This is a genomic window from Microbispora sp. NPDC004025 (assembly GCF_053604425.1).
The window spans coordinates 114813-139865 of sequence record NZ_JBSGHN010000008.1; the positions used below are offsets into that span (position 1 = coordinate 114813).

Annotated in this window: 22 protein-coding genes, 1 tRNA gene and 1 pseudogene; 12 read left to right on the forward strand and 12 right to left on the reverse strand. The window is 70.4% G+C overall.

What is annotated here, in order from left to right; genetic code table 11:
• Positions 1-41 precede the first annotated feature (41 nt).
• Both ACWEQG_RS21255 and ACWEQG_RS21260 read right to left on the reverse strand, forming a co-directional pair.
• Complete coding sequence (locus ACWEQG_RS21255; RefSeq protein WP_452286981.1) at positions 42-1145, reverse strand: GTP-binding protein; 1104 nt, start codon at positions 1143-1145, stop codon at positions 42-44.
• 326 nt (positions 1146-1471) lie between these two features.
• Entirely contained in the window at positions 1472-1861 is a 390-nt protein-coding gene (locus ACWEQG_RS21260; protein WP_452286983.1) for an ArsR/SmtB family transcription factor, read from the reverse strand.
• A gap of 152 nt (positions 1862-2013) precedes the next feature.
• Between ACWEQG_RS21260 and pepN the strand changes: the two are divergent.
• Positions 2014-4284: pseudogene (pepN, locus tag ACWEQG_RS21265) on the forward strand (aminopeptidase N); the annotation flags it as partial.
• Between the two features lie 18 nt (positions 4285-4302).
• On the opposite strand, the gene ACWEQG_RS21270 reads toward pepN, so the two are convergent.
• The 8 genes from ACWEQG_RS21270 to ACWEQG_RS21305 all read right to left on the reverse strand — a co-directional run bounded on the left by ACWEQG_RS21270 (position 4303) and on the right by ACWEQG_RS21305 (position 14158).
• Positions 4303-5808, reverse strand: coding sequence for a hypothetical protein (locus ACWEQG_RS21270; RefSeq protein WP_452286984.1), 1506 nt, complete (start codon positions 5806-5808; stop codon positions 4303-4305).
• Positions 5805-7028 (reverse strand): NAD(P)/FAD-dependent oxidoreductase, encoded by a 1224-nt coding sequence (locus tag ACWEQG_RS21275; RefSeq protein ID WP_452286986.1) that lies wholly within the window; start codon positions 7026-7028, stop codon positions 5805-5807. Before ACWEQG_RS21275 ends, ACWEQG_RS21270 begins: the two co-directional genes overlap by 4 nt.
• A gap of 15 nt (positions 7029-7043) precedes the next feature.
• The gene (locus ACWEQG_RS21280; RefSeq protein WP_452286988.1) at positions 7044-8384 is read right to left on the reverse strand and encodes a metallopeptidase TldD-related protein; all 1341 of its coding nucleotides are present in this window, start codon (positions 8382-8384) and stop codon (positions 7044-7046) included.
• Positions 8368-9747 carry a TldD/PmbA family protein gene (locus tag ACWEQG_RS21285; protein ID WP_452286990.1) on the reverse strand — a complete coding sequence of 460 codons (1380 nt, stop codon included), beginning with the start codon at positions 9745-9747 and terminating at the stop codon, positions 8368-8370. The genes ACWEQG_RS21280 and ACWEQG_RS21285 overlap by 17 nt, the downstream gene beginning before the upstream one ends.
• Positions 9738-10655, reverse strand: coding sequence for a methyltransferase domain-containing protein (locus ACWEQG_RS21290; RefSeq protein ID WP_452286992.1), 918 nt, complete (start codon positions 10653-10655; stop codon positions 9738-9740). The genes ACWEQG_RS21285 and ACWEQG_RS21290 overlap by 10 nt, the downstream gene beginning before the upstream one ends.
• Positions 10610-12127: a radical SAM protein gene (locus ACWEQG_RS21295; RefSeq protein WP_452286994.1), complete on the reverse strand. Its 1518-nt coding sequence runs from the start codon at positions 12125-12127 to the stop codon at positions 10610-10612. The genes ACWEQG_RS21290 and ACWEQG_RS21295 overlap by 46 nt, the downstream gene beginning before the upstream one ends.
• 114 nt (positions 12128-12241) lie before the next feature.
• A complete protein-coding gene (locus ACWEQG_RS21300) occupies positions 12242-12376 on the reverse strand; it encodes a hypothetical protein (protein WP_452286996.1) in 135 nt (44 codons plus the stop codon).
• 105 nt (positions 12377-12481) lie between these two features.
• Positions 12482-14158 carry an OPT/YSL family transporter gene (locus ACWEQG_RS21305; protein WP_452286998.1) on the reverse strand — a complete coding sequence of 559 codons (1677 nt, stop codon included), beginning with the start codon at positions 14156-14158 and terminating at the stop codon, positions 12482-12484.
• A gap of 137 nt (positions 14159-14295) precedes the next feature.
• Between ACWEQG_RS21305 and ACWEQG_RS21310 the strand changes: the two genes are divergently transcribed.
• From ACWEQG_RS21310 to ACWEQG_RS21325, 4 genes are all read left to right on the forward strand, one after another.
• Entirely contained in the window at positions 14296-14706 is a 411-nt protein-coding gene (locus tag ACWEQG_RS21310; protein WP_452287000.1) for a hypothetical protein, read from the forward strand.
• 233 nt (positions 14707-14939) lie between these two features.
• On the forward strand, positions 14940-15314 hold the full coding sequence (locus ACWEQG_RS21315) for a hypothetical protein (RefSeq protein WP_452287002.1): 375 nt from the start codon (positions 14940-14942) through the stop codon (positions 15312-15314).
• Positions 15315-15382: 68 nt separating this feature from the next.
• Positions 15383-16414 carry an inorganic phosphate transporter gene (locus ACWEQG_RS21320; protein ID WP_452287004.1) on the forward strand — a complete coding sequence of 344 codons (1032 nt, stop codon included), beginning with the start codon at positions 15383-15385 and terminating at the stop codon, positions 16412-16414.
• A gap of 385 nt (positions 16415-16799) precedes the next feature.
• Positions 16800-17204 (forward strand): arsenate reductase ArsC, encoded by a 405-nt coding sequence (locus tag ACWEQG_RS21325; protein ID WP_452287006.1) that lies wholly within the window; start codon positions 16800-16802, stop codon positions 17202-17204.
• A 469-nt stretch (positions 17205-17673) separates the two neighbouring features.
• On the opposite strand, the gene ACWEQG_RS21330 is transcribed toward ACWEQG_RS21325, so the two are convergent.
• A tRNA-Pro gene (locus ACWEQG_RS21330) sits at positions 17674-17747 on the reverse strand.
• Between the two features lie 92 nt (positions 17748-17839).
• Here ACWEQG_RS21330 and ACWEQG_RS21335 point away from each other — a divergent pair.
• Complete coding sequence (locus ACWEQG_RS21335) at positions 17840-18274, forward strand: hypothetical protein (RefSeq protein WP_452287008.1); 435 nt, start codon at positions 17840-17842, stop codon at positions 18272-18274.
• 9 nt (positions 18275-18283) lie between these two features.
• Here ACWEQG_RS21335 and ACWEQG_RS21340 read toward each other — a convergent pair whose 3' ends face one another.
• Positions 18284-18622, reverse strand: a complete 339-nt coding sequence (locus ACWEQG_RS21340; protein WP_363460835.1) for a DUF6458 family protein — start codon at positions 18620-18622, stop codon at positions 18284-18286.
• 118 nt (positions 18623-18740) lie between these two features.
• Between ACWEQG_RS21340 and ACWEQG_RS21345 the strand changes: the two genes are divergently transcribed.
• From ACWEQG_RS21345 to ACWEQG_RS21370, 6 genes are all read left to right on the forward strand, one after another.
• On the forward strand, positions 18741-19382 hold the full coding sequence (locus ACWEQG_RS21345; protein WP_452287010.1) for a hypothetical protein: 642 nt from the start codon (positions 18741-18743) through the stop codon (positions 19380-19382).
• Positions 19379-20284 carry a hypothetical protein gene (locus ACWEQG_RS21350; protein ID WP_452287012.1) on the forward strand — a complete coding sequence of 302 codons (906 nt, stop codon included), beginning with the start codon at positions 19379-19381 and terminating at the stop codon, positions 20282-20284. Before ACWEQG_RS21345 ends, ACWEQG_RS21350 begins: the two co-directional genes overlap by 4 nt.
• A gap of 7 nt (positions 20285-20291) precedes the next feature.
• Positions 20292-20486, forward strand: a complete 195-nt coding sequence (locus ACWEQG_RS21355) for a hypothetical protein (RefSeq protein ID WP_111700666.1) — start codon at positions 20292-20294, stop codon at positions 20484-20486.
• A 132-nt stretch (positions 20487-20618) separates the two neighbouring features.
• On the forward strand, positions 20619-21173 hold the full coding sequence (locus ACWEQG_RS21360; protein ID WP_452287014.1) for a CBS domain-containing protein: 555 nt from the start codon (positions 20619-20621) through the stop codon (positions 21171-21173).
• Between the two features lie 149 nt (positions 21174-21322).
• Positions 21323-23056, forward strand: coding sequence for an ABC transporter ATP-binding protein (locus ACWEQG_RS21365; RefSeq protein ID WP_452287016.1), 1734 nt, complete (start codon positions 21323-21325; stop codon positions 23054-23056).
• Positions 23053-25041 (forward strand): ABC transporter ATP-binding protein, encoded by a 1989-nt coding sequence (locus tag ACWEQG_RS21370; protein ID WP_452287018.1) that lies wholly within the window; start codon positions 23053-23055, stop codon positions 25039-25041. Before ACWEQG_RS21365 ends, ACWEQG_RS21370 begins: the two co-directional genes overlap by 4 nt.
• Positions 25042-25053 lie beyond the last annotated feature (12 nt).

Sequence of the window (25053 nt, forward strand, 5' to 3'; positions counted from 1 at the left end):
GACGGGTGCGGCGGCGAGCCCAGGCCGCTCCCCGCTTCACCTCATCCTGCCGCGGCGGGGATCCGGTAGGTGGGACGCGGGTAGCCGGGCTTGAACGAAGGGACGCCGGCGCTCTGTACGGCCGACGTGCCGGTGGCGGCGGACACCTCTTCCACCGCCTCGGCCACTGCGGCGTCGAGTTCTTCGGGCTCGCATGCGACGCGGGCGTTGATCCGTGCCACCGCCTCGGTGAACGACCTCCCCGCGACGGCGTCCACGGTCGGCTCGGCGCCGCCGGCGGTCACGCTCACCTTGCTAAGGTCACCGGCGGCGGACTCGAGGCTGACCTTCACATGGCCGATCATCCAGCCGTAGCGGGCGGCGGTCGCGGACAGGTGCTCCAGCAACTTGCGGGCCCAGGTGTCCGGGTCGAAGCCCTTCGCCGCCGTCACGTCCAGGCTGAGGTTCAGCCATGCCAGCGCGGCCTCGGCGTTGGCGTAGCGGTCGTAATCGATATCGAGGCCGCGGCCCGCGGGCTCCGAGCCCAGCCACAGGGACACCAGTTGTTCCAGCCCCTCCCCGGTTTTCGCCGAGTAGCCGAGCACGGTGGCGGTGGGGTACCGCTCGCGCAGGTCCGCGATGACGGCGGCGGCCTTCGCCGCGCCGATCAGGTCGATCTTGTTGAGCGCGATCACGTCGGCTTCCTGTAACTGCTTGCCGAACAGGTAGGACATGTCCGACTCCGTGTCGTCCAGCGGCAACGACGTACGGAGCGCGTCAAGCCTTTCCGGTTCGACGACAACCAGGAGGGGGGCGGGCGTGAAACGTTCACCGTAGTGAGCGCTGAGCGGCCGGATGACGGTGGCCTGCAAATCGGTGCAACTGCCCACCGCTTCGGCAAGCAGTGTGTCCACCTGGTGGCCGTCGACCAGGCGCTGCGCGACGGTCAGCAGGTCTTCGAACCGGCAGCAGAAACATCCGCCCGTGACCTCGCCGGCCTCCGCGATCGCCGACTTGGCGAGTTGGGTGTCCACCAGTTCGGTGCCCTGGTCGTTGGTGATGACCGCGACCCTGTGCCCCTGCGACTGGAGATGTTTCGCGACCGCGACGAGAGTGGTGGTCTTCCCCGCCCCGAGAAAACCACTCAAGGTCATGAAGGTGATCAACCGGCGTTCGCCTCACTTCTGGTAACGGTGCTCCGTACAGATATCGCCGCATGGCACGGCACGAGTGAGTATTCGCGTCACAGGAAGTCGTGGGGGTGTCGGTGATCCGCCATCCGCAGCCAGCTAACAGCCTCTGTTCCACGAGGTCAAGATTCTTGATGCCAGGAAACAAATGATTAACAATGCTGCGAGGCCGCACCGAAAAAGGGGTATTGATGACGATCAATACAGACGCTATACTCTTAAAAAATCTATTGTGTGTGCGAAATTAATCGCGCATCATTTCCGCAATGACGACATCGGCACCTGACCGCCTGCCGGATCGCCTATCTCGCGGCGACGGAAGGCAGGGCGATGATGCCCGTCAGTGCGGTGAGCGCCTCGGGCACGACCCGGTAGTAGACCCAGGTGCCCCGACGAGTCGACGTGACGAGCCCGGCGTCCCGGAGAACCCTGAGGTGATGGCTGATGGTCGGCTGGGTGAGGTCGAACGCCCCGACGAGGTCGCACACGCACGCCTCGCCGTCGAGGTGAGAGGCGACGAGGGAGAGCAGCCTCAGCCGTACGGGGTCGCCGAGCGCCTTGAAGCCCGCGGCAAGCGCGATGCTCTGCTCCCGCGTCAGCGGCTCCGTCACCCGCGCCGGGCGCGACACACCGGGTTCGACCGCGGGAAGGTCTTCATGCGGCAGCAGCACGGGCTCGTCGTGCTCGGCCATGGCGATCAGGTCCTCTCCCTAAGCGCCCCGGGCGTGGATCACCCGGCCGCATCACCCACGAGTCTAGACAACCCTTCCGCGCAGGAGGTTTCGTCATACTGCGTCCCCCGCTGACCCACGCCGAGGCGACGGAGCGTGGCGCTCTGCTGCGTGTGCGGTCGTACAACATTCACGTCGATTTGAGCCGGACCGGGGAGCCGGTGTTCCGGTCCAGGAGCACGATTCGCTTCACCTGCGCCCGGCCAGGCGCTTCCAGCTGGGCGGACGCGCTGCCCCGGCGGGTCCGGTCCGCCGTGCTCAACGGGCGGCCGGTCGAGTACGACGGCGCGGGACGGATCCGCCTGCCCGATCTGGCGGCCGTCAACGAACTGGCCGTGGATGCGGACTACGACTTCTCCACCAGTGGCGAGGGCCTGCACCAGTACACGGACCCGGCCGATCAGCAGGTGTACGTGTACAGCCACCTGCAGCCCGGCCACGCCCCCCGGGTGTTCGCCTGCTTCGATCAGCCCGACCTCAAGGCACCCTTCGCAATCACCGTGACCGCTCCGGACGGGTGGACCGTGTTGTCCAACGCCCCGCTCGACGACCGGCCCGGGACGGGCGTCCACAGGTTCGCACCGACCCCGCCGATCAGCACGTACGTGGTGGCCGTGGCGGCCGGCCCGTGGGCGTCGTGGACGGCGGACCGACCGGGCGCCGTGCCCCTGGGGGTGCACTCCCGCCGTTCCCTGGCGGCGCACCTCGACCCGGCCGTGCTGCTGGAGCGGCTCAGGAAGGGGGTGGCGTTCTTCGCCGAGGCGTTCGCGACGCCCTATCCGTTCCGGAAGCTCGACCTGTGCTTCGTGCCCGAGTTCAACTTCGGGGCCATGGAGAACGCCGCCTGCGTGTTCGCCGCGGAGACGTTCGTCTTCGACCGCGCGGTCACCCGGTACGCGCACCGCCGCCGGGACGAGATGATCTTTCACGAGATCTCCCACCAGTGGTTCGGCGATCTCGTCACGCTGCGCTGGTGGGACGACCTGTGGCTGAGCGAGGCGTTCGCCACCTGGGCCGGCGTCCACGCGCTGACCCGGCTCACGGACGACGTCGACGCCTGGGCCGACTTCGCCGCCGGCAAGAAGGCGCACGCGTACCTCCTGGACCAGTCGGCCTCGACCCACCCGGTCGTGACCGGCGTCCCCGACGTGGACGCCGCCGGGTCGGCCTTCGACGCCCTGACGTACCACAAGGGCGCGAGCGTGCTGCGCCAGCTGGTGGCCCGCCTGGGGCTCGGCGGGTTCCTGGAGGGCATGCGGCGCTACTTCGCGGACCATTCCTACGGCACCGCCGGCCGGGCCGAGATGTTCGGCGCCCTGGAGAAGGCGGGCGGCCGGGACCTGACCGCCTGGGCGGACGCCTGGCTGCTGGCGGCCGGGCTCACCGAGGTGCGGGCCGACTTCGACGTCGACGAGGCCGGGTGCTTCACGCGTTTCGACCTGCTCCAGGACGGAGTGGCGAGGCCGCACCGTCTCGCGGTGGGCGTCTACGCGGAGGACCGCCACGGCGATCTGGTCCGTGTGCGCAGGCACGAACTCGACGCCGACGGCCCCCGCACGAGCGTCGAGGCGCTCGTCGGCGCCCGGTCCGGCGCGCTGGTGCTGCCCAACGACGGCGACCTGACGTACTGCCGGATCGTGCTGGACCCGCGCTCCACCGAGGAGGTCGTCCACCGGATCGGCCGGCTGGCCGATCCCATGACCCGCTCGCTTTGCTGGACGGCGGCGTGGGACATGGTCCGGCACGGGGAGCTGCCGCCGCGGCGGTTCCTGACGATGGTCCTCGGCGGCCTGACGGCGGAGACGCAGATCGGCGTGTTCCAGCGGCTCCTCGTCCGGGTCGCCACCGTGCTGACGGCCTACACCGAGCAGGGCTGGGCCCGTGCCCACGGCTGGCCGTCGTACGTGGACCGCCTGCTGGACGTCGTCAACACCCCGGACGGCGACGCGGACCAGAGGCTGGCGGCGGCGCGGGCCATCGCGGACGCGGCACTGACGGCTGTCCAGGCCGGCACGATGCGGAAGTGGTTCCACGGATCGGCCCCTATCGACGTAGACGACGCGTTACGCGGCGGGCTCGCCCGGTCCCTGGTCGCGCATGGGGAGGCCCTGGAGGACGTGACCGGCGCCTGCACCGCCGTGACAGAACGGCTCGCCGAGCGGCTCAGGGCGTCGGTGCCCACCGCTGAGGCCAAGGAGTGGGCGTGGACGACCATACTGCGCAGCGGGAGCGTCGCGCAGGTCCGCGCGCTGGCCGACGGCTTCGCCCACCCCGCGCACCATCACCTGCTCGCGCCGTTCGCGCGGCGCTACGCGCAGGATGTCCCACCTCTGCTGACCGCCGTGGGAGACCGGGAACCGGCGCGTACGATCGCCGTCCGGATGTTCCCCTCTTGGTCGGTCTCACGGCGCACGCTGAGAGTGATCGACCACCTGCCCTCCGATGACCGGGTCGTCAGGCTGACCGGTGCGGCCAGGGCCGAACTCGCCCTCGCAGTGGACCTGTCCGAGCGGGACGCCGCCGGGTGACAGCCATTCCTCCGCGCTGTCGCCCGCGGCGAACCTCCCGAAGACCTCCAGCATGGCCGGCCCGGCGTCCGGGCCCGCGTACCACCGCTCCCCCGCCCGGTCGGCCAGGTGGTCCCACAGCGTCTCGCGCAGCATGAACGCCTGGTGATACACCAACGGGTAGCAGGGCTTGCCCTCCAGGTACGTCTGCATCCGATCCCACGCGGCCCCTCGGTCCACCGCGACACCGAACTCCCGCTCGTACGAGCGCACGTACTCGGCGGCCGGGTCCGGGCAGCCGTCGTGCACGGCCATCTCGTAGCAGAGACTGGTGGCCACCAGGCGCCGGACGTGGTCACGCGCGAAGGTCAGGCGCTCCACGGCCTCGGCCTCAACCGTGACGCCAAGGTGGCGCCGCTGCCAGTCCGGCCGCCGGACGACCCGTTCCAGGGTGAAGCCGAACGCCTCGGTCAGCGCCGGGTGCGTGCGCCACAGATCGGCGGGGTGTCGGGTGCCCGCGGTGAAGTGCAGCGCGTGCCCGAACTCGTGCAGAAGCGTGGCGTGGTGCCCCAGCGCCGCGCCCGGCGTGACGGACACCCGCACGTCGACCGGCGGCGCGACCGGCGAGCAGAACGCCGTGCCCGACTTGCCGGGCCGTGCGACGTCATCGACGAGGATGCGTTCCAGGCATCCGCCGAAACCCCACTCGCGCACGGTGGAGCGGACGCTCTCGAGGGCGCCGCCGGCGCCCTCGGGCAGGACGGCGCGTGCGGCGACCAGGCGGGCGTCCCCCATGGACGGGGTGGAAATCGCGTCGCGTGCCCGCCAGTCGTCCCATCGCTTGAGGAACTCGGCCCGCGTGGCGTCCAGCCAGTTCCGGGCGTGGGCCACGAACCGGTCCACCTCCGGGTGCAGCGCCCGCACCAGCGCGGCGTGTGTCGGGAACCCCAGCTCGGCCCGCGCCTCGGAGTACGCGTCGAGCCAGCGCCGCCGGCCCTCGCGCAGCCGCTCCCCGACGTCCGCCAGGGCGGCCCGGACCTCGGCGCGCCGCCGGTCGTCGGTGACGGTCCGCGAGAGGGCGATCAGTTCACCGTGGGTGAGCGTCCTGCCGCCGGCCTCAGCGGTGACGGTGCGCTGGAGCAGCCGTAGCCGCGCGGTCGCCTCCGTCAACCGGACGCGGAAGTACCAGAGGACCAGTTCGCCGGCGTAGTGCAGGTCACCGTGCTCCAGTGCCATGAGGACGAGCCCGCCGTCGGTCAGCCAGGTGAGGCCGCCCTCCGGCAGCGCCGGGTGGTCCTCGCCCTGTCCCGTCGCGGCCAGCCAGCGGGCATGGGCGACCCGGGCCTGCAGCGCCGCGAGGTTCTCAACGTGACCGGCCAGGTAGCCGGGGACGGTGGTCACGATGGGTCCACAGAGGCCGCCGGGGGCAGGCCGAGCACCTCCGAGGCGCCGTCGGCGACCCGCTGCCAGAAGTCACGCCGGTCCTCGGGGAGCCCGGCGAACAGCTCCGAGCAGCGGCGCATCAGCTCCAGCGCCAGCCCGGGATGGGCCAGCACGCCGCGGATCCAGGCGAGCTGGCCGGGCTCCGGCGGGTCGATGCGCAGCCCGGCGAGACCCGCGCGGACCTTGCGCCCGACGCGCTCGTCCAGGCTGGTCGCGTAGCTCTCCCGGGCCTGCGGAGTGTCGCCGTCCACCGCGAGGGGCACGGTGGCGGCGAGTGCCTCCGCCGCCGCGCAGGCGTCGGTGATGCCCGCCCCGAACAGCGGGTCCTTGTGGCAGTAGGCGTCGCCCGCCAGCCGCCAGCCCGGCCCCGCCGGCTCGCGGTGGAAGTTCCGCAGGCTCTTCGACGCGTACACGGGTGAGACCCGCCGCGCCGCACGCAATCGGTCCGCCATGGCGGGGATCGAGCGGAGCAGGCGCTCGTACCCCTCGTCTCCCCGGATTGCCGCGTACTCTCCCACGGGCGCCGACAACATGATCACCCATCGGCCGCCGTCGCACGGGCCGACCTGGAGCACGTGGCCGTCGTCGTGCCACAGCTCCAGCGCGGGCGAGGGCAGGGGGACGACGTCCTCCCAGTAGGCGTGGAACGTGCAGCGCATGGCCCCGGCGTCGAAGGTCGTGGCCGCGCCGACGTGACGAGCGGTCGGCGATCCCCGCCCGTCCGCGCCCACGACGATCCTGGCCTTCTCCGACCACCCCGAGCCCTCGATCCCGATGACATGGTCACCGTCCCAGCAGAGGGACCGCACCGGGCTGCGTTGCCTGATCTCGGCCCCGTGCCGGCTCGCGGCGCGAAGCAGGACCCCGCTGAGGGTCTCCCGGCGTACGCACAGGTTGTAGTGGTACGGCGAGCGGGGCAGCATGGGCGCCCCGTAGTACCCGCCCTCAACCTCCAGGTGCCAGCGTCGCAGCGGTGGCGCGCCGGTGGCGAGCACCTCGTCCAGCACGCCGAGCCTGTCCAGGAAGGACAGCGTCGTCGGGCCGAAGAAGTGGGTGGAGACGGCCGGGGCGGGCAGCCTGGTGCGGTCGCACACCAAAACCCGCAGACCCTCCCGCGCGAGCAGGGCGGCGCTCGCGGCCCCGGTGACGCCGCCGCCGACCACGATCACGTCATACATCGGCCGCTCCTCGCGTCATGTCCCGCCGGCCAGTACGAACGGCATGCGGCCCGACCAGATCCTGCTGACGGCCCACCGGCGGTCGCTGACCGCGCGGAAGCGGCGGCCGAGCACCTCACGCAGGTCCAGGGCGATCGGACGCTGCCGGAGGATTCCGGCCACCCGTCCGTCCCTGATCAGGAACCCGAGCCGCAGCCTGCCCTCGACGACCGGTGAGAGGCCGGCGCGCTGGTGTCCACCCATCAGCGACTCGACGAGCACCCCCTCGCGGACGCCGGCCAGCAGGTCGTCGAAGGAACAGACGTCGGCCGGTCCGGCGGACAGCGTCGCGCCGTTGAGCACCGGCGTGGCGGGCTTGAGCACCGTACGGCGCAGGGCGTTGCCCCGGAACCCGTGCCCGGTGGGCGCCGTCCCGCACACGGCCGCCGTACGGACGCTGTGGTACGCCCGGATCGGGACGCCCCGCTCGACCAGCGTGAGGGGCGTGCACGGCACGCCGTCGTCGTCGCTGCCCGGCCAGGCCAGCCCGCCGGTGCCCTCGTCGTCCGGCGCGGCCGGCTCCGAGGGATGGTCGCACAGGCCGATCGAGGGGTGCAGGAACGGCTCGCCCAGATGCCCGGCGACGAACGAGCGGCCCGCGGTGACGGCGGTGCCGTTCAGCGCGGTTACCAGCGGGGTGAGCAGGGTGTGCACCGCAGATGGGGCGAGCAGCACGTCGTGGTCGCCGGAGGGCGCGTCGGCGGCGGGCAGCCCGTCCCATCCGGCCGCGGCCTCCAGCCACGCGGCGAGCGCGGCGGGCAGCTCCGGCGTCCGGGTCCAGCCGGTCCAGGGCAGCTGGACGGCCGACCCTTCCGCCAGCGCGGCGATGTGGAAGAACCGGTCCGAGGTCGTGGTCCGCCCGTCCGGGGCCGCACGGTGCACCGCCTGTTCGGTCCGGGTCACCGTGCCGTGCACGGTCAGCCCGGCCGAGCGTTGCAGCGCGCCCAGCTGCTCGGCCAGAAGCCGGACGGATCGGGTTCCCTCATCCACGGCGGCCGTCTCGGCGGCCTCAGGGGCGGCGTTCCTCCCGATGACCGGGTCGCGGGGCGCCGGGGGCCCGTGAGCCGCGTTCCGTACGGCCTCGCCGACCAGGCCGTGCACGTCGTCGAGGCGGGTCGTGGTGGCCGTGCCCACCCGGCCGTGGCGGTGCACCCGCAGGCACAGCGCCGTCTCGTGCGCGGACCTGACCAGGTCGGGTATGCCCGAGCCGACCTCCACCACGGTGTCGTCGCGCTCGACGGCCAGGATCTCCCAGTGGTCGGCACGGGCCGCGGCCTCCGCTCCGGCCTGTTCCAGCCGGTCAGCCAGAGGTGACACGTATGCCTCGCAATCGCAGCATGGGGGCCCAGGAGCTGACCGGCAGCGCGTTCTGGCCCTGCTTGCCACAGCTCGCCGAGGTGTCGCCGCGCCACTGCTCACGGCCGATCGCGTCGATGGCCGCGAAGGCGCCGAGCACGTCACCGGACAGCACCACGCCTCTGACCCGGCCGCGGACCTCGCCGTCGCGGATCTCCCGGCACTCCGCCGGCAGGAAGGTGAATCCGGCGCGGTCGGTCTGCCCGCCGAGCACGCCGCGGGCCAGCAGCCCGCGCGCCACACCGCCGATCATCTCCTCCTCGGACGCGGCGCCGGGGGCGATGGCGATCGTCCGCAGCCGGGGCAGCGGCGGGTGGCGGAAGTTCAGGGCTCTGGCGTTGCCGGTGGGGTCCTCACGGAAGGCCGCCGCGGTGGAGCGGTCGTGCAGCCGGGGCCGGGTGACGACGCCGTCGCGCAGCAACTCCACCGGATACCCCGCCGTGCCCTCGTCGTCCACCGGTACGAATCCCCGCGCACCGGGACGTCCGGGATGGTCGGTGATCGTCAGCATGGGCGGGCCGAGCCGGCGTCCAGGGGCCAGGGACCGTTGCAGAGGCGCGTCCCCGAGGTGGTGGTCGGCCTCGGCGAGATGCCCGATCGTCTCGTGGGCCCAGATGCCGGCCAGCGGGCCGTCGCAGACCACGTCGTACTCCCCCGGCGCCACGACGGGGGCGGCGCGCAGGTCCACCGCGGTCGCGACGGCGGCCTCCACGTCCGGGGCCAGCCCCCGCACCACGGAGAAGTCGCCGCCGCTGCCGGCCGACACCGAGCCTGCGGTCCTCGCGGCGCCGCCGTCGGCGTAGACGGTGATCTGCAGCGTCAGGTCCCTGCGCCGGTAGGAGACGCCGGTCCCCTCGCTGGTGAACAGCTCCACGTCCGCGACCGACTCGCGGTAGTAGACGAGCGCCCCGGTCACGCCGGGATGCGCGGCCAGCGCCGCCGCGTGGTAGGCGCCGAGCAGTTCCACCTTCTCCGCCAGGCCGACCGTCTCCGCGAGCTCTCCGGTCTCGCCGGGACGGTCGTCCCGGTAGGGCCGGTGCGCGGCGAGACGTCCCGCCGCACACCCCAGTTCGACGGCGTCCCGCGCGGCCCTGCGCAGCACCGGCCCGGCGTCCATGGCGGTGCCCGACGCGAACGCCGACCCCGACCGGCCGATCACACGGGCACAGCACCCCTCGTCACGGCTGGTCACGCTGCTTTCCAGGCCGTCGCCGCGCCACACCAGGTCGACGGTCCTGGCGCGTTCGAGACGTACCTCGGCGTAGTCGTCCGCCCGCAGGCCCACGTCCCGGAAGAGCGCGGGCGAGCCGCCGGTCAGCAGCACGGTCGGGCGGGGCTGTCGTCCCGGTAGGCGAAGATCATTGCACTGGTGACCTGCGCGCCGTCGCGGTAGGGGACGAGCCCGTCGCTGCGCATGTCCACGCTGCCGAAGCCCGCGCCGAGCACCAGGTTCCGGTACTGGCTCTCGGTCATGCCCACCACGCACCGGGCGAAGTCCTCCGCGCCGGCGGACTCGCCGGCCGCCACGTCCGCCGGCGGCGGGCCGTCGTCGGAGTACACGACGTCGGAGATCACCGCCACCCCTCCCGGGCGCAGGACGGCCGCGACCGCGTGCAGCACTTCCTTCTTGTCGGGGAACATGCCGAGGACGCAGTTGCTCATCACCACGTCCACGCTGGCCTCACGCACCGGCGGGCGCCGGATGTCGCCGACCCGCACGTCGATGTTCTTGAGCCCCATCTCCTTGGCCGCGCGCCGGGCCGTCCTGACCATCTGCATCGACGCGTCGACGCCGATGACCCGGCCCGTCTCACCCACCCGGCGCGCGGCGATCAGCAGATCCAGCCCGGCGCCGCAGCCGAAGTCCACGACCGTCTGCCCGGGTCGCAGGCCGATCGCGTTCATGGGCGAGCCGCAGCCGCTGGACAGCTCCAGGACCCAGTCGGGGATCTCGGCGAGCTCCTCCGGGGTGTACACCGACGTGGGAGAGCAGCACAGCGTGCTGGTGCCCTGCACCGCCAGCGCGTCGTAGCGCTTCTTGACGTGCGTCTCGACGGGAACGGGACCCTGGTCGGCCGGGGCCGCTTCCGGGGCCGCGCAGCAGCCCGCCGCCTGGTCCGCGGTCGCCGGGGCGCATCCGCAGGCGTCCGGCTCGGCGACCGTCTCAACCGACGTCCCCGGCCGGATCAGCTCATCCAGGGAAACGAACCCACGCGTGTCATCTGCTCCCACGTTCCCTCTTCTCCTTCCGGTCGGTTCGCGTGCTCCTGCTGCCGGCGCAGCGCCATGGGCAGCAGGTAGGCCAACTGGGTCTCGACACGCGTCGTGATGCTGGACACCTTGGGGCAGTAGCAGGTGTTGAAGTCGCCGCCGTTGGCCGCCCACGCCTTGATGGGGCAGCCGCCGCCCCCGCAGAACAACTTCACGTTGCAGTCGCGGCACATGGGCACGGTGTCCACGTGGCGGTGCCGCCACGGATCCCGATAGCCGGCCGCGTAGCTGAACTCGGGGTAGAACGTCCCGCAGGCGTGCTGGGGACGGCCCACGGTCTCCGGGCAGCCGTAGATCTTGCCGTTGGGGTCGAAGGCGACGACGCTCGTGCCGGCGCTGCACCCCTGGAGGTTGGGCCGCAGGCGGTCGCCCTCCAGGACGGCCGACCTGATGCGGGCCAGGTCGGGCTGCAGCATGCGGTCCACCAGGGGGTTCTGCTGGACCATGCGCCAGAAGGCCTCCTGGAGCCCGGCCTTGACATCCCCCCGGACCATGCGCTTGCGCTTCTCCTCGGGGTGGTCGGGGGTGACGTACAGGAACGTGGTGGCCTTGGTGAAGCCGTTGAACAGGCGGATCTTCGGGTGGTCGAGCCACCCCTTGGCCTGCGCGAACTCCGCGAAGCGCGGCATGTCGTCCACGCTGTCCTCGTCGACGAGCACCCGGATCAGCACGCGGATGCCGGCCTCCGCGGCCACGTCGATGCTGCGCTCGATGAGCTCGAACGTCGGCTTGCCGTTGCGGAAAACCCGCCGGGTGTCATGGGTCCTCGGCGTGCCGTCCAGGCTGACCTGGACCTCCTCGCAGCCGTACTCGAGCAGCATCGGCACGTACGCGTCCAGCGCCACGCCGTTGGTGATGGCGGTGACCGGGTAGCCGCGGTCGTACGAGCCGCGCAGGATCTGCTCGACGGCGCCGCGGTGGTACGGCGTGTCCAGCAGCGGTTCCCCGCCGAACAGGGTGATGTACGGCGGGCCGGAGTTCTGGTGCCGGTCCTGGATCTCCGGGATGGTGTCGAACGCGGCCTCGATCATCTCCTCGTCCATGCGCGGGCTCTTGGTGGTCAGCTCGCCCTCGAAGCAGTACGGGCACGCCAGGTTGCACACGAACGACGGGATGAACATGAACTGGAACGGCGCTTCCTGGATCGCCTGGAAGTAGCCGTCGACGATGGCGCGGTAGCGCGCCTCCTCCTCGACCGGGTCGGTGCAGACGTACCCGCGCTCCAGCAGGCCCGCCACGAGCTCACGATCGACGGCGTCTCCGGCGCGGACCCGTTCCAGCACGGCGACCTCGGCGGGGGTGACGATGTCCATCGATCCGGACACCGCGTTGGCGAGGACGCTCACCTTGCCGCTCTCGTCGAGATAGGCCGGGTCCAGGGTGCCCTCGGGGAGCTCCACCGAGAAGGTGACGGTGTTCGGGCTCACAAGCATGGTGTGTCTCCCAGAAACGGTGTCCGTGGTGCCGCCGGGGGGTGGGTGAGGGGTGGGCCGGGAATTGGAGGGCGCGGCAGGCGATACCTGTGTCGTACGGTCCGTCGGCCACGGTCACTCGCAGCCGTCGGGGTCGTTGGCCATGATGCTGGTCACGACGTCGAGGTTCTTCCGGCCGCGCATGGCGGTGCAGCAGTCGGTCTGCTTCTCGGACACTGCGGCGTTCTCGATCATGGAAATGGCGATCATAGGTATCACCTCCTCCACTGTGATCTCTGCCGCGCTCTCCGGCCCGCTCCCCGCCGCGACGCGGCGGAGAGAGTCGTTGGTGGGGCGCGTGCCCCAGGTGGCGGGTCACCGCAGGACCTCCCGCACGATGAGCACCGCGACGGTGATCAGGCCCTCGCCGATGATCAGCCCGGAGGCGACGATCTCGGTCCCGCTGCGCCGGCCGGGGTTGCGGCGGGTGAGCAGCCACTGGGTAAGGCCTCCGGCGGCGAGGGTCAGCGAGTAGGCGGGGGGAAGCAGCACCCCGAGGCCGATCATCGTGGGCATGGCCGAGGTGAAGGCCAGGCCCAGGCCCAGCGGGCCCGAAACGGCCAGCGCGAGGGCCACGGTGGCGGGGTATTCGGCCGATCCCCGGACCGTGGCGTCCACGAACTGGACCGCGGTGGCCACGGGGGCGGGGAAGGAACGTCCTCCGAGCACACCCGCGCGGCTGAGCACCGCGATCACCAGGACGCCGACCACGGCGCCGGCCAGGCCGCCCGCCAGTTGCGTCCAGCCCGTCAGCCGCCTGGGCGGCTCGGACAGGCCCTCGGGGCGGTCGTGGGCGACCTTCACCGAGTAGGTGAAGTACACCGCGGCCAGGGCCGCGCAACAGATGGTCGAGGCCATGAGCAACGCCACCGTCTGGTCCGCGCCGGATACGGCGAAGGCCACGACGCTGAAGTACAGCGCCGGCGACAGCGGAACCAGCCCGATCTCGCCGCCGGCCCGGGTGAGGAACACGGTCATCACGGCGAGCAGCACGACGCCGAGCAGGCCGTAACCGAGGTATCGCAGAAGAGACGGATACATCAGCGCCAGAAGCGCGGTTCCCACGAGGACGGCGACGGCGAACCACCGCGTACGGCCCGGGAGCAGCCGGCCCCCCTGGAGGGAACGCGCCAGCGGGCCGCGGACCCGGGCGATCGAGGCGAGGGAGTAGCCGAGGATGAGGCCGACGCCGGCGGCGAGCACCCAGGGATAGGACAGATGGTCGGTGTACGCCACGGACCGGCCCGCCGTGCCGTCCTGGACCGCCCACACGACGAGGGTGTACGCCGCACCGGCCGCCAGCCAGGCGCACGCGCGCGGGCCGATGAGGAATCCGACCCCGTACAGCAACGGCGAGAGGGCCAGCGCCAGATGGGTGCCCGTGACCTCCGGCGTGACGTCGTGGCCCCACAGGGCGACCCCCAGGGCCGACGCGGCGCCCACCCCGGCGGCGATGGGAAGCATCCGGCCGAGCCGGTCACTCTCCCCGTCCTTGGGCCTGCTGAGCGACGCCATCAGGGTGATGGCCGGCTTCAGAGTCGGGTAGGGCAGCCTCTCGGCGACCACCAGCGTCCGCGCGACGAGCCCGCCGAGGAGGATGCCCACGGCGTTCGCGGCCATCGCCAGCACCACCAGAAACCCCCAGGCCGGCAGCTCGCCGGCCCGCAGGACGACGGCCCCGATGCCGGTGTCCAGTGCGGCCGTCGCCATGTAGCCGCTGGACGCGATGGAGAAGACGACGAAGAGACCCTGCCAGCTGAGCGCCCCCGCGACCCGGAGCAGCGCCGCCCCCAGCGCGGCCACCAGCGCCGACCCTCCGAAGGACGTGCCGGTGCGGAACAGGACCAGCACGTTGAGGACGCAGAGCAGCACCCCGATGGCCAGGCCGATGAGCGTGGCCCAGACGTACGATCCCCGCCAGCCGGCAGGGGTGTCTACCGCCAGAGTCGAATGCGCTGAAGTGGAGGATGCGGTGCGCTCCTTTCCTCCCACGGAGCGCCCCCCATCTGCACCAGGTGAAATACATTGATAACTATCGATGTAGCCGACGAGTGCACACTAAAATGAGCCGACCGCAATGGTCAAGGGCCTTGACAAGATTGTCTATTCATGTAGGCAGCTCATGTTACGTGACCATTACGATAATTTTCGCGATTACGCCAGACAACATCGCGGTCATCTCCGCCGGACCACAGCGTGCGATCGACGAGCAGGGCGTCGATCTCTACACGTCCGGTCGTCGCCGCGCCCGGATTCCGGCCGATCGCCGAGTGTTTCCAGCCATTTTGGTCTGTCCGGAATATGCCATCACGGCCGGACTCCCGGCGCGACAGTCAGGCGAACTTCCCGGAAATCGACGCTACCAAATCGCATTGATCTCTGTAAATATCGGTACGGATGGTACTGGAAGTGGCTTCGGGTCATGTGGCGACTGGTCGGCTGGTGCGGTGCAGCAGGACGTCATGCGGTATGTCATGTCAGGGGGGCCTAACGTGCGTGACTCGTCAGTACGTCTCGACCGGATCGGCACCTTTTGGTGAGCCCGGCGTTGCACCTGTTTACAGGATCTTCATCCACAGGTCTTGACTATGGCTCCGACAGTCCTGACGCTATTTCCGTCGGACAGTGGATCTACGATCCAAAGGCCGGTGATGCGTGAACGTCGAACAGGCCGTACGACAGCGCTACAGCATTACAGCGTCGCGTCGCGGGCGCCCGAGGCGGTCCGGTGCTCCCTGATCAGCGATACCTTGCGGCAATTCCCACAGATGTCGTGGAGAAGGATTACTGCTGCGGAGATCCCGTCAGCGACCTACGACCGGGCGAGCGGGTGCTCGACCCCGGCAGCGGCGCCGGGAAGGTCTGTTTCATCGCCGCACAGACCGTCGGCTCGGCCGGATCCGTTTTGAGAGTCGACATCGACGACGGCATGTCGCCAGTCACGACGCCGGCTGCACTGTACCGCGGACCGTTCGCCGCGGTCGCTCACGGCACAGGGCTGCAACTGGTCGGCGGCCGGCTGGTTCCACTCCGGCGGCAGGACGTGCGACGGCCGCGAAGGCAACTGCGGCTGCTGACGCTGTGGAAGACGGCGCCTGATGCGCCGGTTTCGGCATTGCTTTTCGGTCTGATGCCCGCGGACGTGTAGTCAGGCCCGGCCTTACCTCTCGCTGCGCGCGCTCCCATACGAGCACCGCTACCCCCGGAGGCATACCCATGGAAGTGCTCGTACTTGTGCTCGTGCTCTTACTGGCCGCCGCCAACGGAGCGAACGACGTACCGAAGGGTGTCGCCACGCTCGCCGGCGCGGGCGTGACGAAAATCCGCACGGCCATCGCATGGGGCACCGTAGCCACCACCCTCGGCTGCCTCGTCTCGTTGACATTGGCCTCGAAGATGACCGATCTCTTCTCCAAAGGCATCGTCTCCGCCAAGCCCACCCCGGCTTTCACGGTCGCGGTGCTGATCGGAACCATCTTCTGGGTCGTCTTGGCTACCGTCCTGAAGTTGCCCGTCTCCACCACCCATGCCCTGGTCGGCTCGCTTCTCGGCGCAGGAAGCTTGTTCGCCAGCTCCGCGGTCGAGTGGAACGGACTGCTCGGGAAGGTCGTGCAGCCGCTGCTGCTGAGCATCCTGGTGGCCTACGCCATCTCAGCCGTATTAGGAATCATCACCCGGAAAGTCGTGACGATCCGTACGGCGAGAAAGGAAAGAATCCAGGTTCCGGTCCCGGACGGCGACGCGGCGCCGGTCGCGACCTTGACAGCACAGGTCGAGCCGACCAAAGCGCAGCGAGCCATCGGAATCGCTCACTGGGCGACAAGCGGCCTGGCGAGCTTCGCCCGGGGCCTCAACGACGCGCCCAAGATCGTTGCTATCGGCACCTTCGCGCTGGTGGGCGGAATGACCCCGACCGGCCTGCTGTTCGCCGTCACCGCGGCCATGGCCATCGGAGGTGTCGTGGCGGGCTCTCGCATCGCCGACCGGCTCGCGTACTCCGTTATCAAGATTCCTCATGTCGAGGGTTTCACCGCCAACCTCACGACCGCGAGCCTCGTCGGACTGGGTGCCATGTTGGGCTTGCCTATGTCGACCACGCAGGTGTCGGCAGGGGCCATCTCCGGCATCGCGGCCAATGACCTATCCAGGCTCAACAAGAAGACGGTCCGTGACCTTCTGATCGCTTGGTTGTGCACACCGCCTGTCGCCGCCGCCGTAGCCGCAGGAGCGTATCTACTGCTCAAGTAGCGGGCACAGCAGACGGATTGCCGCCGTTCCCGGCCGCAATCCCGGAACGGCAGGAGGCCTGGTGGACCGAGGCGGCGTACGTCAACCGAGGATGCCCCTTGTCGCCTCGCGTCATCTTGGCCATGGCGGACAGCGACGGAGGAGCCTCGGTTGCACTCAGCGGGAGCACCGCTTCGAGGAGTGGTGGCACCTCCTGGTCGCCTCAAGCAACCTGTGGCGTTCCGCCTCCTCCGGGCTGGTGGCGTTTCAGGGTGAGCGACGTCGTGATCGGCAACGCCTCCGCACCAAAGCGACGCACCACGGCGGAAGAGGAGGCAAGGCCTGCCGTGAACGCCATCGGCCAGAGCGAGTGTCAGGAACTCCCAACAGATCGAAGGGACCATCCATGCCCCCGATGCCCAGCGTCCTGTTCGTTTGTGTACACAACGCCGGCCGTTCCCAGATGGCGGCCGGCTGGCTCGCTCATCTGGCTGGCGACCGCGTCCACGTCCGTTCAGCCGGGTCGGCGCCCAGGGAGCAGGTCAACCCCGTTGCCGTCGACGCCATGCGCGAGGTCGGCATCGACATCAGTGCCGAAAGTCCGAAGCTGCTCACTGCCGAGGCCGTTCAGGCATCCGACGTGATCATCACCATGGGCTGCGGTGATGCATGCCCTATCCTCCCCGGCAAACGGTACGAGGACTGGAAACTCGACGACCCGGCCGGGCAAGACATCGATGCTGTGCGCATGATAAGGAACGAGATCTACGACCGGGTGAAGGTGCTGATGGTCGAACTTCTGAAGCCCTGATGCGCTTCCCAGGAGTACGGGGGTGGCTCTCGTGGCTGGCGTCCTTGGCACCAACCTCGCCCACAACCTTCGGGTCTCTCACGCCCCGTGAACACGATCGGGTTCGAGTGCGGCGAGCGGCTGGGTGACTAGGAAGGCCCAGAGTCCATCCTCGAGCGGCTACCCGCCACGACCCGCACGAGAGCGGTTCCTCTTGGAGCGCTTCTGAAGACACCCCCTCTTTACATAGTAGATCCGCCACCGCTGGATTCCGCCAAAACGGACAGTTCCCTGGATGACGAGGAAGCTCATTTGAACACGGCGGTCACGCGCACCTTCGTTGACCGTGGATCCTCTGGTCAGCTCCGGTATTGAGGGGCACCGGTCGGGAGCGGTCGGCACGTTCAGCTTCACGGTCAAACGACGGTCAGACAACAAAAGAGCCTGATCACTTGGAGAGTGATCAGGCCTCTGACCTGCTAGAACAGTGTCGGGACGGCGGGATTTGAACCCACGACCCCTTGACCCCCAGTCAAGTGCGCTGCCAAACTGCGCTACGTCCCGTTGCCCTGGTCTCCCCGGGCACATCCAAACCTTAGCGCAGTTTCCGTCCTCGTGCGTACACGAACCGCGCCGGTGGGCCTAGGCTGGCGATCATGGGCAGGAAGGCGCGGATCGACCAGGAAGAACTCGTCCGGCTGGCCGGCGAGGGATGGACCAACGCCCGCCTCGCCGAGCACTTCGGCGTCACGGAGTCGGGCGTCCTGCAGGCGAAGCGCGCGGCCGGCCTGTCCAAGCCGATGACCGACCACAGCCGTGCCCTGCCCTGGAAACTCCGGCGCGAGCACAGCCAGAGCGGCCCCGCCACCAACCTCCGGAACCTCTCCGCCGCGTCCCAGGGCCGTCGGGTCCCCAAGGACAAGCTCAACACCGCCCTACGGTGGGCGAGCCGGCTGGTCGACGACGGGCTCGACATCGCCTACGACCCCGAGCAGGGCTTTCATGAGGTGCCCGCCGGGGACGACTCTCACGTCGCCCGGGTCCTCACCGAGGCCCGTGACGCCACGGACGCGGCGGGCACCAGTCCCTGACCGTACGGCTCACACACCGTCGCGGGGCAGGGGCCTGGTCTCCTCGCGTACGTGCACGTGGCGTTCGCCCGGGTGGACGGCGGTGTGCGACTCGGTCTCCTGGACGCGGACGTGCGGCTCGGCCGCCGGGTCCACGGTGTACATCGTGTCCGGCTCGATGGTCTCCACCGTCTCCTCGGTCGTCCGCGGACGGCGCGTGTAGCGAGTAGTCAGCACCATGCCGACGACTCCCACAAGCATGAGAATCCAGCCGATCATTTGTAGGTCGATTCCAGGAACGTCCCATTTAACGGCGAACGCGAGGACCGCGCCGACCGCGATGAAGGCGAGACTGGCCCCGAAGCCCATGGCTACCTCCTCTGCTGGTCAACCGCCCTTTACCCGCAGAATCCACGATTACGCAAGGCGTGAAGGCCGCATTCCCGGGCAGTGCGGATGAACAACGCACTCACCCCTGGAGGCAGATATGAACGCCGTAGCATGGGTGGCCGTCGTGATCGTCGCCGTGCTGGTGATCCTGGCAGTCGGCTACCTGGTGTCGGCAAGCAACCGCCGGCGCCACCTGCGCGACCGGTTCGGGCCCGAGTACGAACGGACGGTGCGGGAGAGCGACAGCCGTAAAGAGGCCGAGCAGGAGCTGCTCGCCCGCGAGGAGCGCCACGCCAAGCTGGACATCCGCCCGCTCGACCCGCAGACCCGGGAGCAGTACGCGAGGAAGTGGACCGAGGTGCAGGAGCGGTTCGTCGACGCTCCCGGCTTCGCCGTGACCGAGGCGGACGCGCTGGTCACCGCCGTGATGGCGGAGCGCGGCTATCCCACGGACGAGTTCGAGCAGCGTCTGAGCGACCTGTCGGTCGCGCACGCCGCCACGATCGACCACTACCGCAAGGCCCACGACATCAGCAGCCGCGCCGCCCGGCAGGACGCCACGACGGAAGAGCTCCGTCAGGCGATGGTCCACTACCGCGCGCTGTTCCAGGAGCTTCTCGGCGACGGCGCCGAGGTTTCTCCCCAGGACCACGTGAACGGCGCCGCGTACACCGCCGACGGCTACGACGGCGCCTCGATGAACGGTCACCACGCGGACGTGCGGAAGGCGAGGCGATGACGATGCGGACGAACAGGCACGACGAGCGCGGCGAGGTCGCCGAGCAGCCGACTCCCGAGACCCCCGAGCCCCTCGAGGAGGAGGCGCGCAGAGAGAGGGCCCTCGCGGACGCCGAACGGGACGAGCACGAGGGCCCCGGCCCGGTCTACTCCCCCAGCGAGGCCAGCGACGCGTACACCGCCGGCTACAGCGACGCCACGGCGCGGGACACCCGCGACCGCGCGGCCGGGACAACCGAAGCGGACGCGGACGGCGACGGCCGCCGCTTCCGTGAGCCGTACGGCCAGGCGGGCGACGACGTCCTCACGTCGCCCCGGACCGGCGGCGGGCACACCGCCGACGGCGACCGCCTCGTCGCGGGCGGCCGCGTCGACGACGACATCGAGGGCGACCGGACCTACGACAACACCGCCAACGGCGCGTACGAGGTCCGGGACGCCGACGCCGGGACGGACGGCACCGGGTACGCCCGGGACGGCCTGACGGCCGGGGACACCACGGCCTACGGCGACACCGGAACCGGCACCACGGCGGACACCACCACGCACCGCACCGGGACCGGCACCACGGCGGACACCACCGCAGGCACCCCTGCCGTTCCCTCCGTGGACGGCCCCGTGGCCTACCCCGCCACCACCACGACCGCGGCCTCCGGCGCGGCGTCCGTCCTGGACGAGACGCTGGAAGGCCGGTGGCGCGAGATCAAGTCGGGGTTCGTCGACGATCCCCGTCACTCGATCGAACAGGCGGACGCGCTCGTGGAGGAGGCCCTGTCGGCCTTCACCACCCGCCGTCAGGCGCTGCTCGACCAGTGGAAGGACAACGAGCGGGGCGACACCGAGGCGCTGCGCCTGGCCCTGCACGAGTACCACGCGTTACTAGCCCAGTTGACCCGGAAGTGAGGTAACAATGCTCGCCATCGCCGCGGCGGTCGTCTTCGGGATCGCCTTCCTCCTCGATCTCCTCAACGCGAGCATCGGCATCGGCATGACCGCGCTGATCGCCCTCGGTCTCTGCCTGCTCGCCCTGCACCAGGCCGGTGTCGGCACCGCCGGGGTGAACTCCTGGCGGGGCGGCTGGCGCGGCGGACGCGTCCGTCGCTGACCCCGGCCCTCTCGTCATCAGTCTTTCTCGCCTACCGAGTCGCGGCCGCGACGGGTACGAAGGTCTCGCGGGAGCCCCTCCCGCGAGACCGCCGCGAACCCGGTCCGTCCCCCGGACCCCGAGGAGGCCGTGATGCCGCACAAGGTGGAAGAGGTCATGACGCGCGATCCGGTGACGCTGCCGGAGGAGGCCCCGGTGGTGAAGGCCGCCAAGCTGATGCGCGACCGCGGGATCGGCGACGTGCTGGTGGTCGGGGACGGCCGGCTCCGCGGTCTGGTGACCGACCGGGACATCGTCGTACGCGCGGTCGCGGAGGGCAGGGACCTCGCCACCACTCCGCTGGCGACGCTGTGCACCAGTGACGTGGCTACCGTCGGCCCGGGCCAGGACGTGGCCGAGGCCGCGCGGTTGATGCGCGAGAAGGACGTGCAGCGGCTTCCCGTGGTGGTGGACGGGCGCCCGGTCGGCGTCGTCGCCCTGGCCGATCTCGCCCCGCACCCCACGAGCGACCTCGCCCCGCACCCCACGAGCGACCTCGCCCCACACCCCACGAGCGACCTCGCCCCACGCCTCACGGCCGGCCACGCGCCCGGCCCGCTAAACGGCCGCGCCACCGTCCCGGACGCGGCCACTCAACCCGCTCCGGACCCGGCCGCTCAACCCGTGCCGGCTCCGGCCACGCGCTGAACGACACACGAGGGGCACGCTCCCGGACGGCGGTGCCGCCACCGCGGCTCACCCCGAAAAACCATGCGTGCGCAAGCTAGCTGCTCATATACCGTGTTCCGCATGATTTTGCCCCTCCTGCGACGCGCCGCCCGCCCTGGACCAGAGCCGTGCTGACCCGGCTCCTCCGCACGTACCTGCGGCCCTACTCGTCCGCGCTCACGGCGGTGGTGCTGTTCCAGCTTGTCGGCACCATCGCCTCCCTCTACCTGCCGAGCCTGAACGCCGACATCATCGACCAGGGGGTGGCCACCGGCGACACCGGCTACATCCTGGCCACCGGCGGCTGGATGCTGACCGTGTCCTTCGTGCAGATCGCCTGCTCGATCGCGGCGGTCTACTACGGCGCGCGGGTGGCGGCGGGGTTCGGCCGGGACGTCCGGTCGGCGGTCTTCCACCGGGTGAGCGGCTTCTCCGCGCGGGAGGTCGCCCAGTTCGGGGCGCCCTCGCTGATCACGCGTAACACCAACGACGTCCAGCAGGTCCAGATGCTCGTGGTGATGACCTGCACGATGCTGGTCGCCGCGCCCATCATGGGAGTCGGCGGCATCATCATGGCCCTGCGTCAGGACGTCGGGCTGTCGTGGCTCATGCTGGTCTGCGTCCCGGTGCTGCTGGTCTCGATCGGGCTGATCGTCTTCCGCATGGTCCCCCAGTTCCGCGCCATGCAGACCCGCATCGACGAGGTGAACCAGGTGCTGCGCGAGCAGCTGACCGGCATCCGCGTGGTGCGGGCCTTCGTCCGCGAACGCGAGGAGACCCGCCGCTTCGCCGCGGCTAACGCCGCGCTGACCGGGACGGCGCTGCGCGTCGGGCGGCTGACCGCGCTCATCTTCCCCACCGTGATGCTGATCCTCAACGCCTCCAGCGTCGCCGTGCTGTGGTTCGGCGCCGCCCGGGTGGACAGCGGCGAGATGCAGGTGGGCGCCCTCACCGCGTTCCTCATGTACCTGCTGCAGATCCTCATGTCGATGATGATGGCCACCTTCATCTCGATCATGATTCCGCGCGCCGCGGTCTGCGCGGAGCGCATCGCCGAGGTGCTCGACACCGAGTCGTCGGTGCGCCCGCCCGAGCGCCCCGTACGCCAGGTGGACCGCCGGGCCGACCTGGAGCTGCGTGACGTCGGGTTCCGCTATCCGGGCGCGGCGGCGCCGGTGTTGTCCGGCGTCTCCTTCCGCGTGACCGCCGGACAGACGACCGCCGTGATCGGCAGCACGGGGTCGGGGAAGACGACCCTGGTCTCCCTGGTCCCCCGGCTGGTCGACGCCACGTCCGGTGCCGTGCTGATCGACGGGGTCGACGTACGCGACCTCGATCCCCGGATGCTCTGGACACGCATCGGCCTGGTGCCGCAGAAGCCGTACCTGTTCACCGGCACGGTCGCGAGCAACCTGCGGTACGGCAACCCGGACGCCACCGACGAGGAGCTGTGGGAGGCGCTGGAGATCGCCCAGGCCCGCGACTTCGTCGAGGCGATGCCCGAGGGCCTGCAGGCGCCGATCTCCCAGGGCGGCACGAACGTGTCCGGCGGGCAGCGGCAGCGCCTGTCCATCGCCCGCGCGCTCGTGGCCAAACCCGAGATCTATCTGTTCGACGACTCGTTCTCGGCCCTCGACCTGACCACCGACGCCCGGCTGCGGGCCGCGCTGCGCCCGCACACGGCCGGCGCCGCCGTGGTGATCGTCGCCCAGCGGGTCTCCACCATCGCGGACGCCGACCAGATCGTCGTCCTGGACGACGGCGTCGTCGCCGGCATCGGCAGTCACGAGGAGTTGCTCGGCTCCTGCCCGACGTACGTCGAGATCGTCGAGTCCCAACTGACCGCGGGGAGTGCGGCATGAGCGACCGGCCCACGGCACCCGTACGACCGCGGCCCGGCGGAGGCGGCGGTTTCGGACCCTTCGGCGGCGGCCAGATGCCGGCGGAGAAGTCGATGAACTTCGGCCCTTCGGCCCGCCGGCTGCTGCGGCGGCTGAGGCCGGAACGGCCGAGGATCATGGCCGTGATCGCCCTCGCCGTGGTCAGCGTGGTGTTCTCCGTCATCGGGCCGAAGCTGCTCGGCCGCGCGACTGACGTGATCTTCAGCGGGGTGATCGGCGGACGGCTGCCCGCGGGGGCGACCAAGGAGCAGGCCGTGCAGGCGCTGCGCGCCTCGGGCCACGGCGACTTCGCCGACATGCTCGCGGGGATGGACGTCGTCCCCGGCCGCGGCATCGACTTCGGCGAGCTGGGCACCGTCCTGGCGTGGGTCCTCGGGCTCTACCTCGCCGCGTCGCTGTTCATGTGGCTGCAGGGCTACCTGCTCAACGACGTGACGCAGCGCACGGTGTTCCGCCTCCGTGCCGACGTCGAGGACAAGCTGAACCGGCTGCCGCTGAAGTTCTTCGACGGCCAGCCGCGCGGCGAACTGCTCAGCCGGGTCACCAACGACATCGACAACGTGTCCCAGACCCTGCAGCAGACGCTGAGCCAGCTGCTGAGCTCGCTGCTCACCGTGGTCGGCGTGCTCGTCATGATGTTCGTGATCTCGCCGCTGCTCGCGGCGATCGCGCTGGTGACGATCCCCGTCACGATGATCGTGACCGGGCAGATCGCCAAGCGTTCGCAGAAGCAGTTCGTCGCGCAGTGGGCTCACACCGGCACGCTCAACGCCCACATCGAGGAGGCGTTCACCGGGCACGAGCTGGTGAAGGTCTTCGGGCGGGGCCCGGAGGTCGAGGAGGTCTTCCGGGAGCGGAACGACGCCCTGTACACCGCGAGCTTCGGCGCCCAGTTCATCTCCGGGATCATCATGCCGATGATGATGTTCATCGGGAACCTGAACTACGTCGCCATCGCGGTCGTCGGCGCCGTACGGGTCGCCGGCGGGTCGATGAGCCTGGGCGACGTCCAGGCGTTCATCCAGTACTCCCGGCAGTTCACCCAGCCGCTGACCCAGGTCGCCTCGATGGCCAACCTGCTGCAGTCGGGCGTGGCCTCCGCCGAGCGGGTCTTCGAGCTGCTGGACGCCGAGGAGCAGGAGCCCGACCCCGTCTCCCCGGCGCTGCCCGCCACCCGGCGGGGGCGCGTCGAGTTCGAGCACGTGTCCTTCCGGTACGACCCCGGCCAGCCCCTCATCGAGGATCTGTCGCTGGTGGCCGAGCCGGGGCACACGATCGCGATCGTCGGCCCGACCGGCGCGGGCAAGACCACGCTGGTCAACCTGATCATGCGCTTCTACGAGCTGGACGCGGGCCGCATCACCCTCGACGGCGTCGACGTCACCGCGATGCGCCGCGAGGACCTGCGCTCCCAGATCGGCATGGTGCTCCAGGACACCTGGCTGTTCGGCGGGACGATCCGCGACAACATCGCTTACGGCAACCCGCGGGCGACCGACGAGGAGATCCGGGCCGCGGCGCGGGCGACGTACGTCGACCGGTTCGTGCGCACCCTGCCGGACGGGTACGACACGGTGATCGACGAGGAGGGCGGCAACGTCAGCGCCGGCGAGAAGCAGCTGATCACCATCGCCCGCGCCTTCCTCGCCGACCCGTCCCTGCTCATCCTGGACGAGGCGACCAGCTCGGTCGACACCCGCACCGAGGTCCTCGTGCAGCACGCGATGGCCGCGCTGCGCAGCGACAGGACGAGCTTCGTCATCGCCCACCGGCTGTCCACGATCCGCGACGCGGATCTCATCCTGGTGATGGAGTCGGGCAGCATCGTCGAGCACGGCACCCACGACGAGTTGCTCGCCGCCGAGGGCGCCTACCACCGGCTGTACTCCGCTCAATTCGCCGGCGCCCTGGCCGGTGACGACGCCCCTGCCGCCGAAGTCGGGTGAACGGTGCCGCGT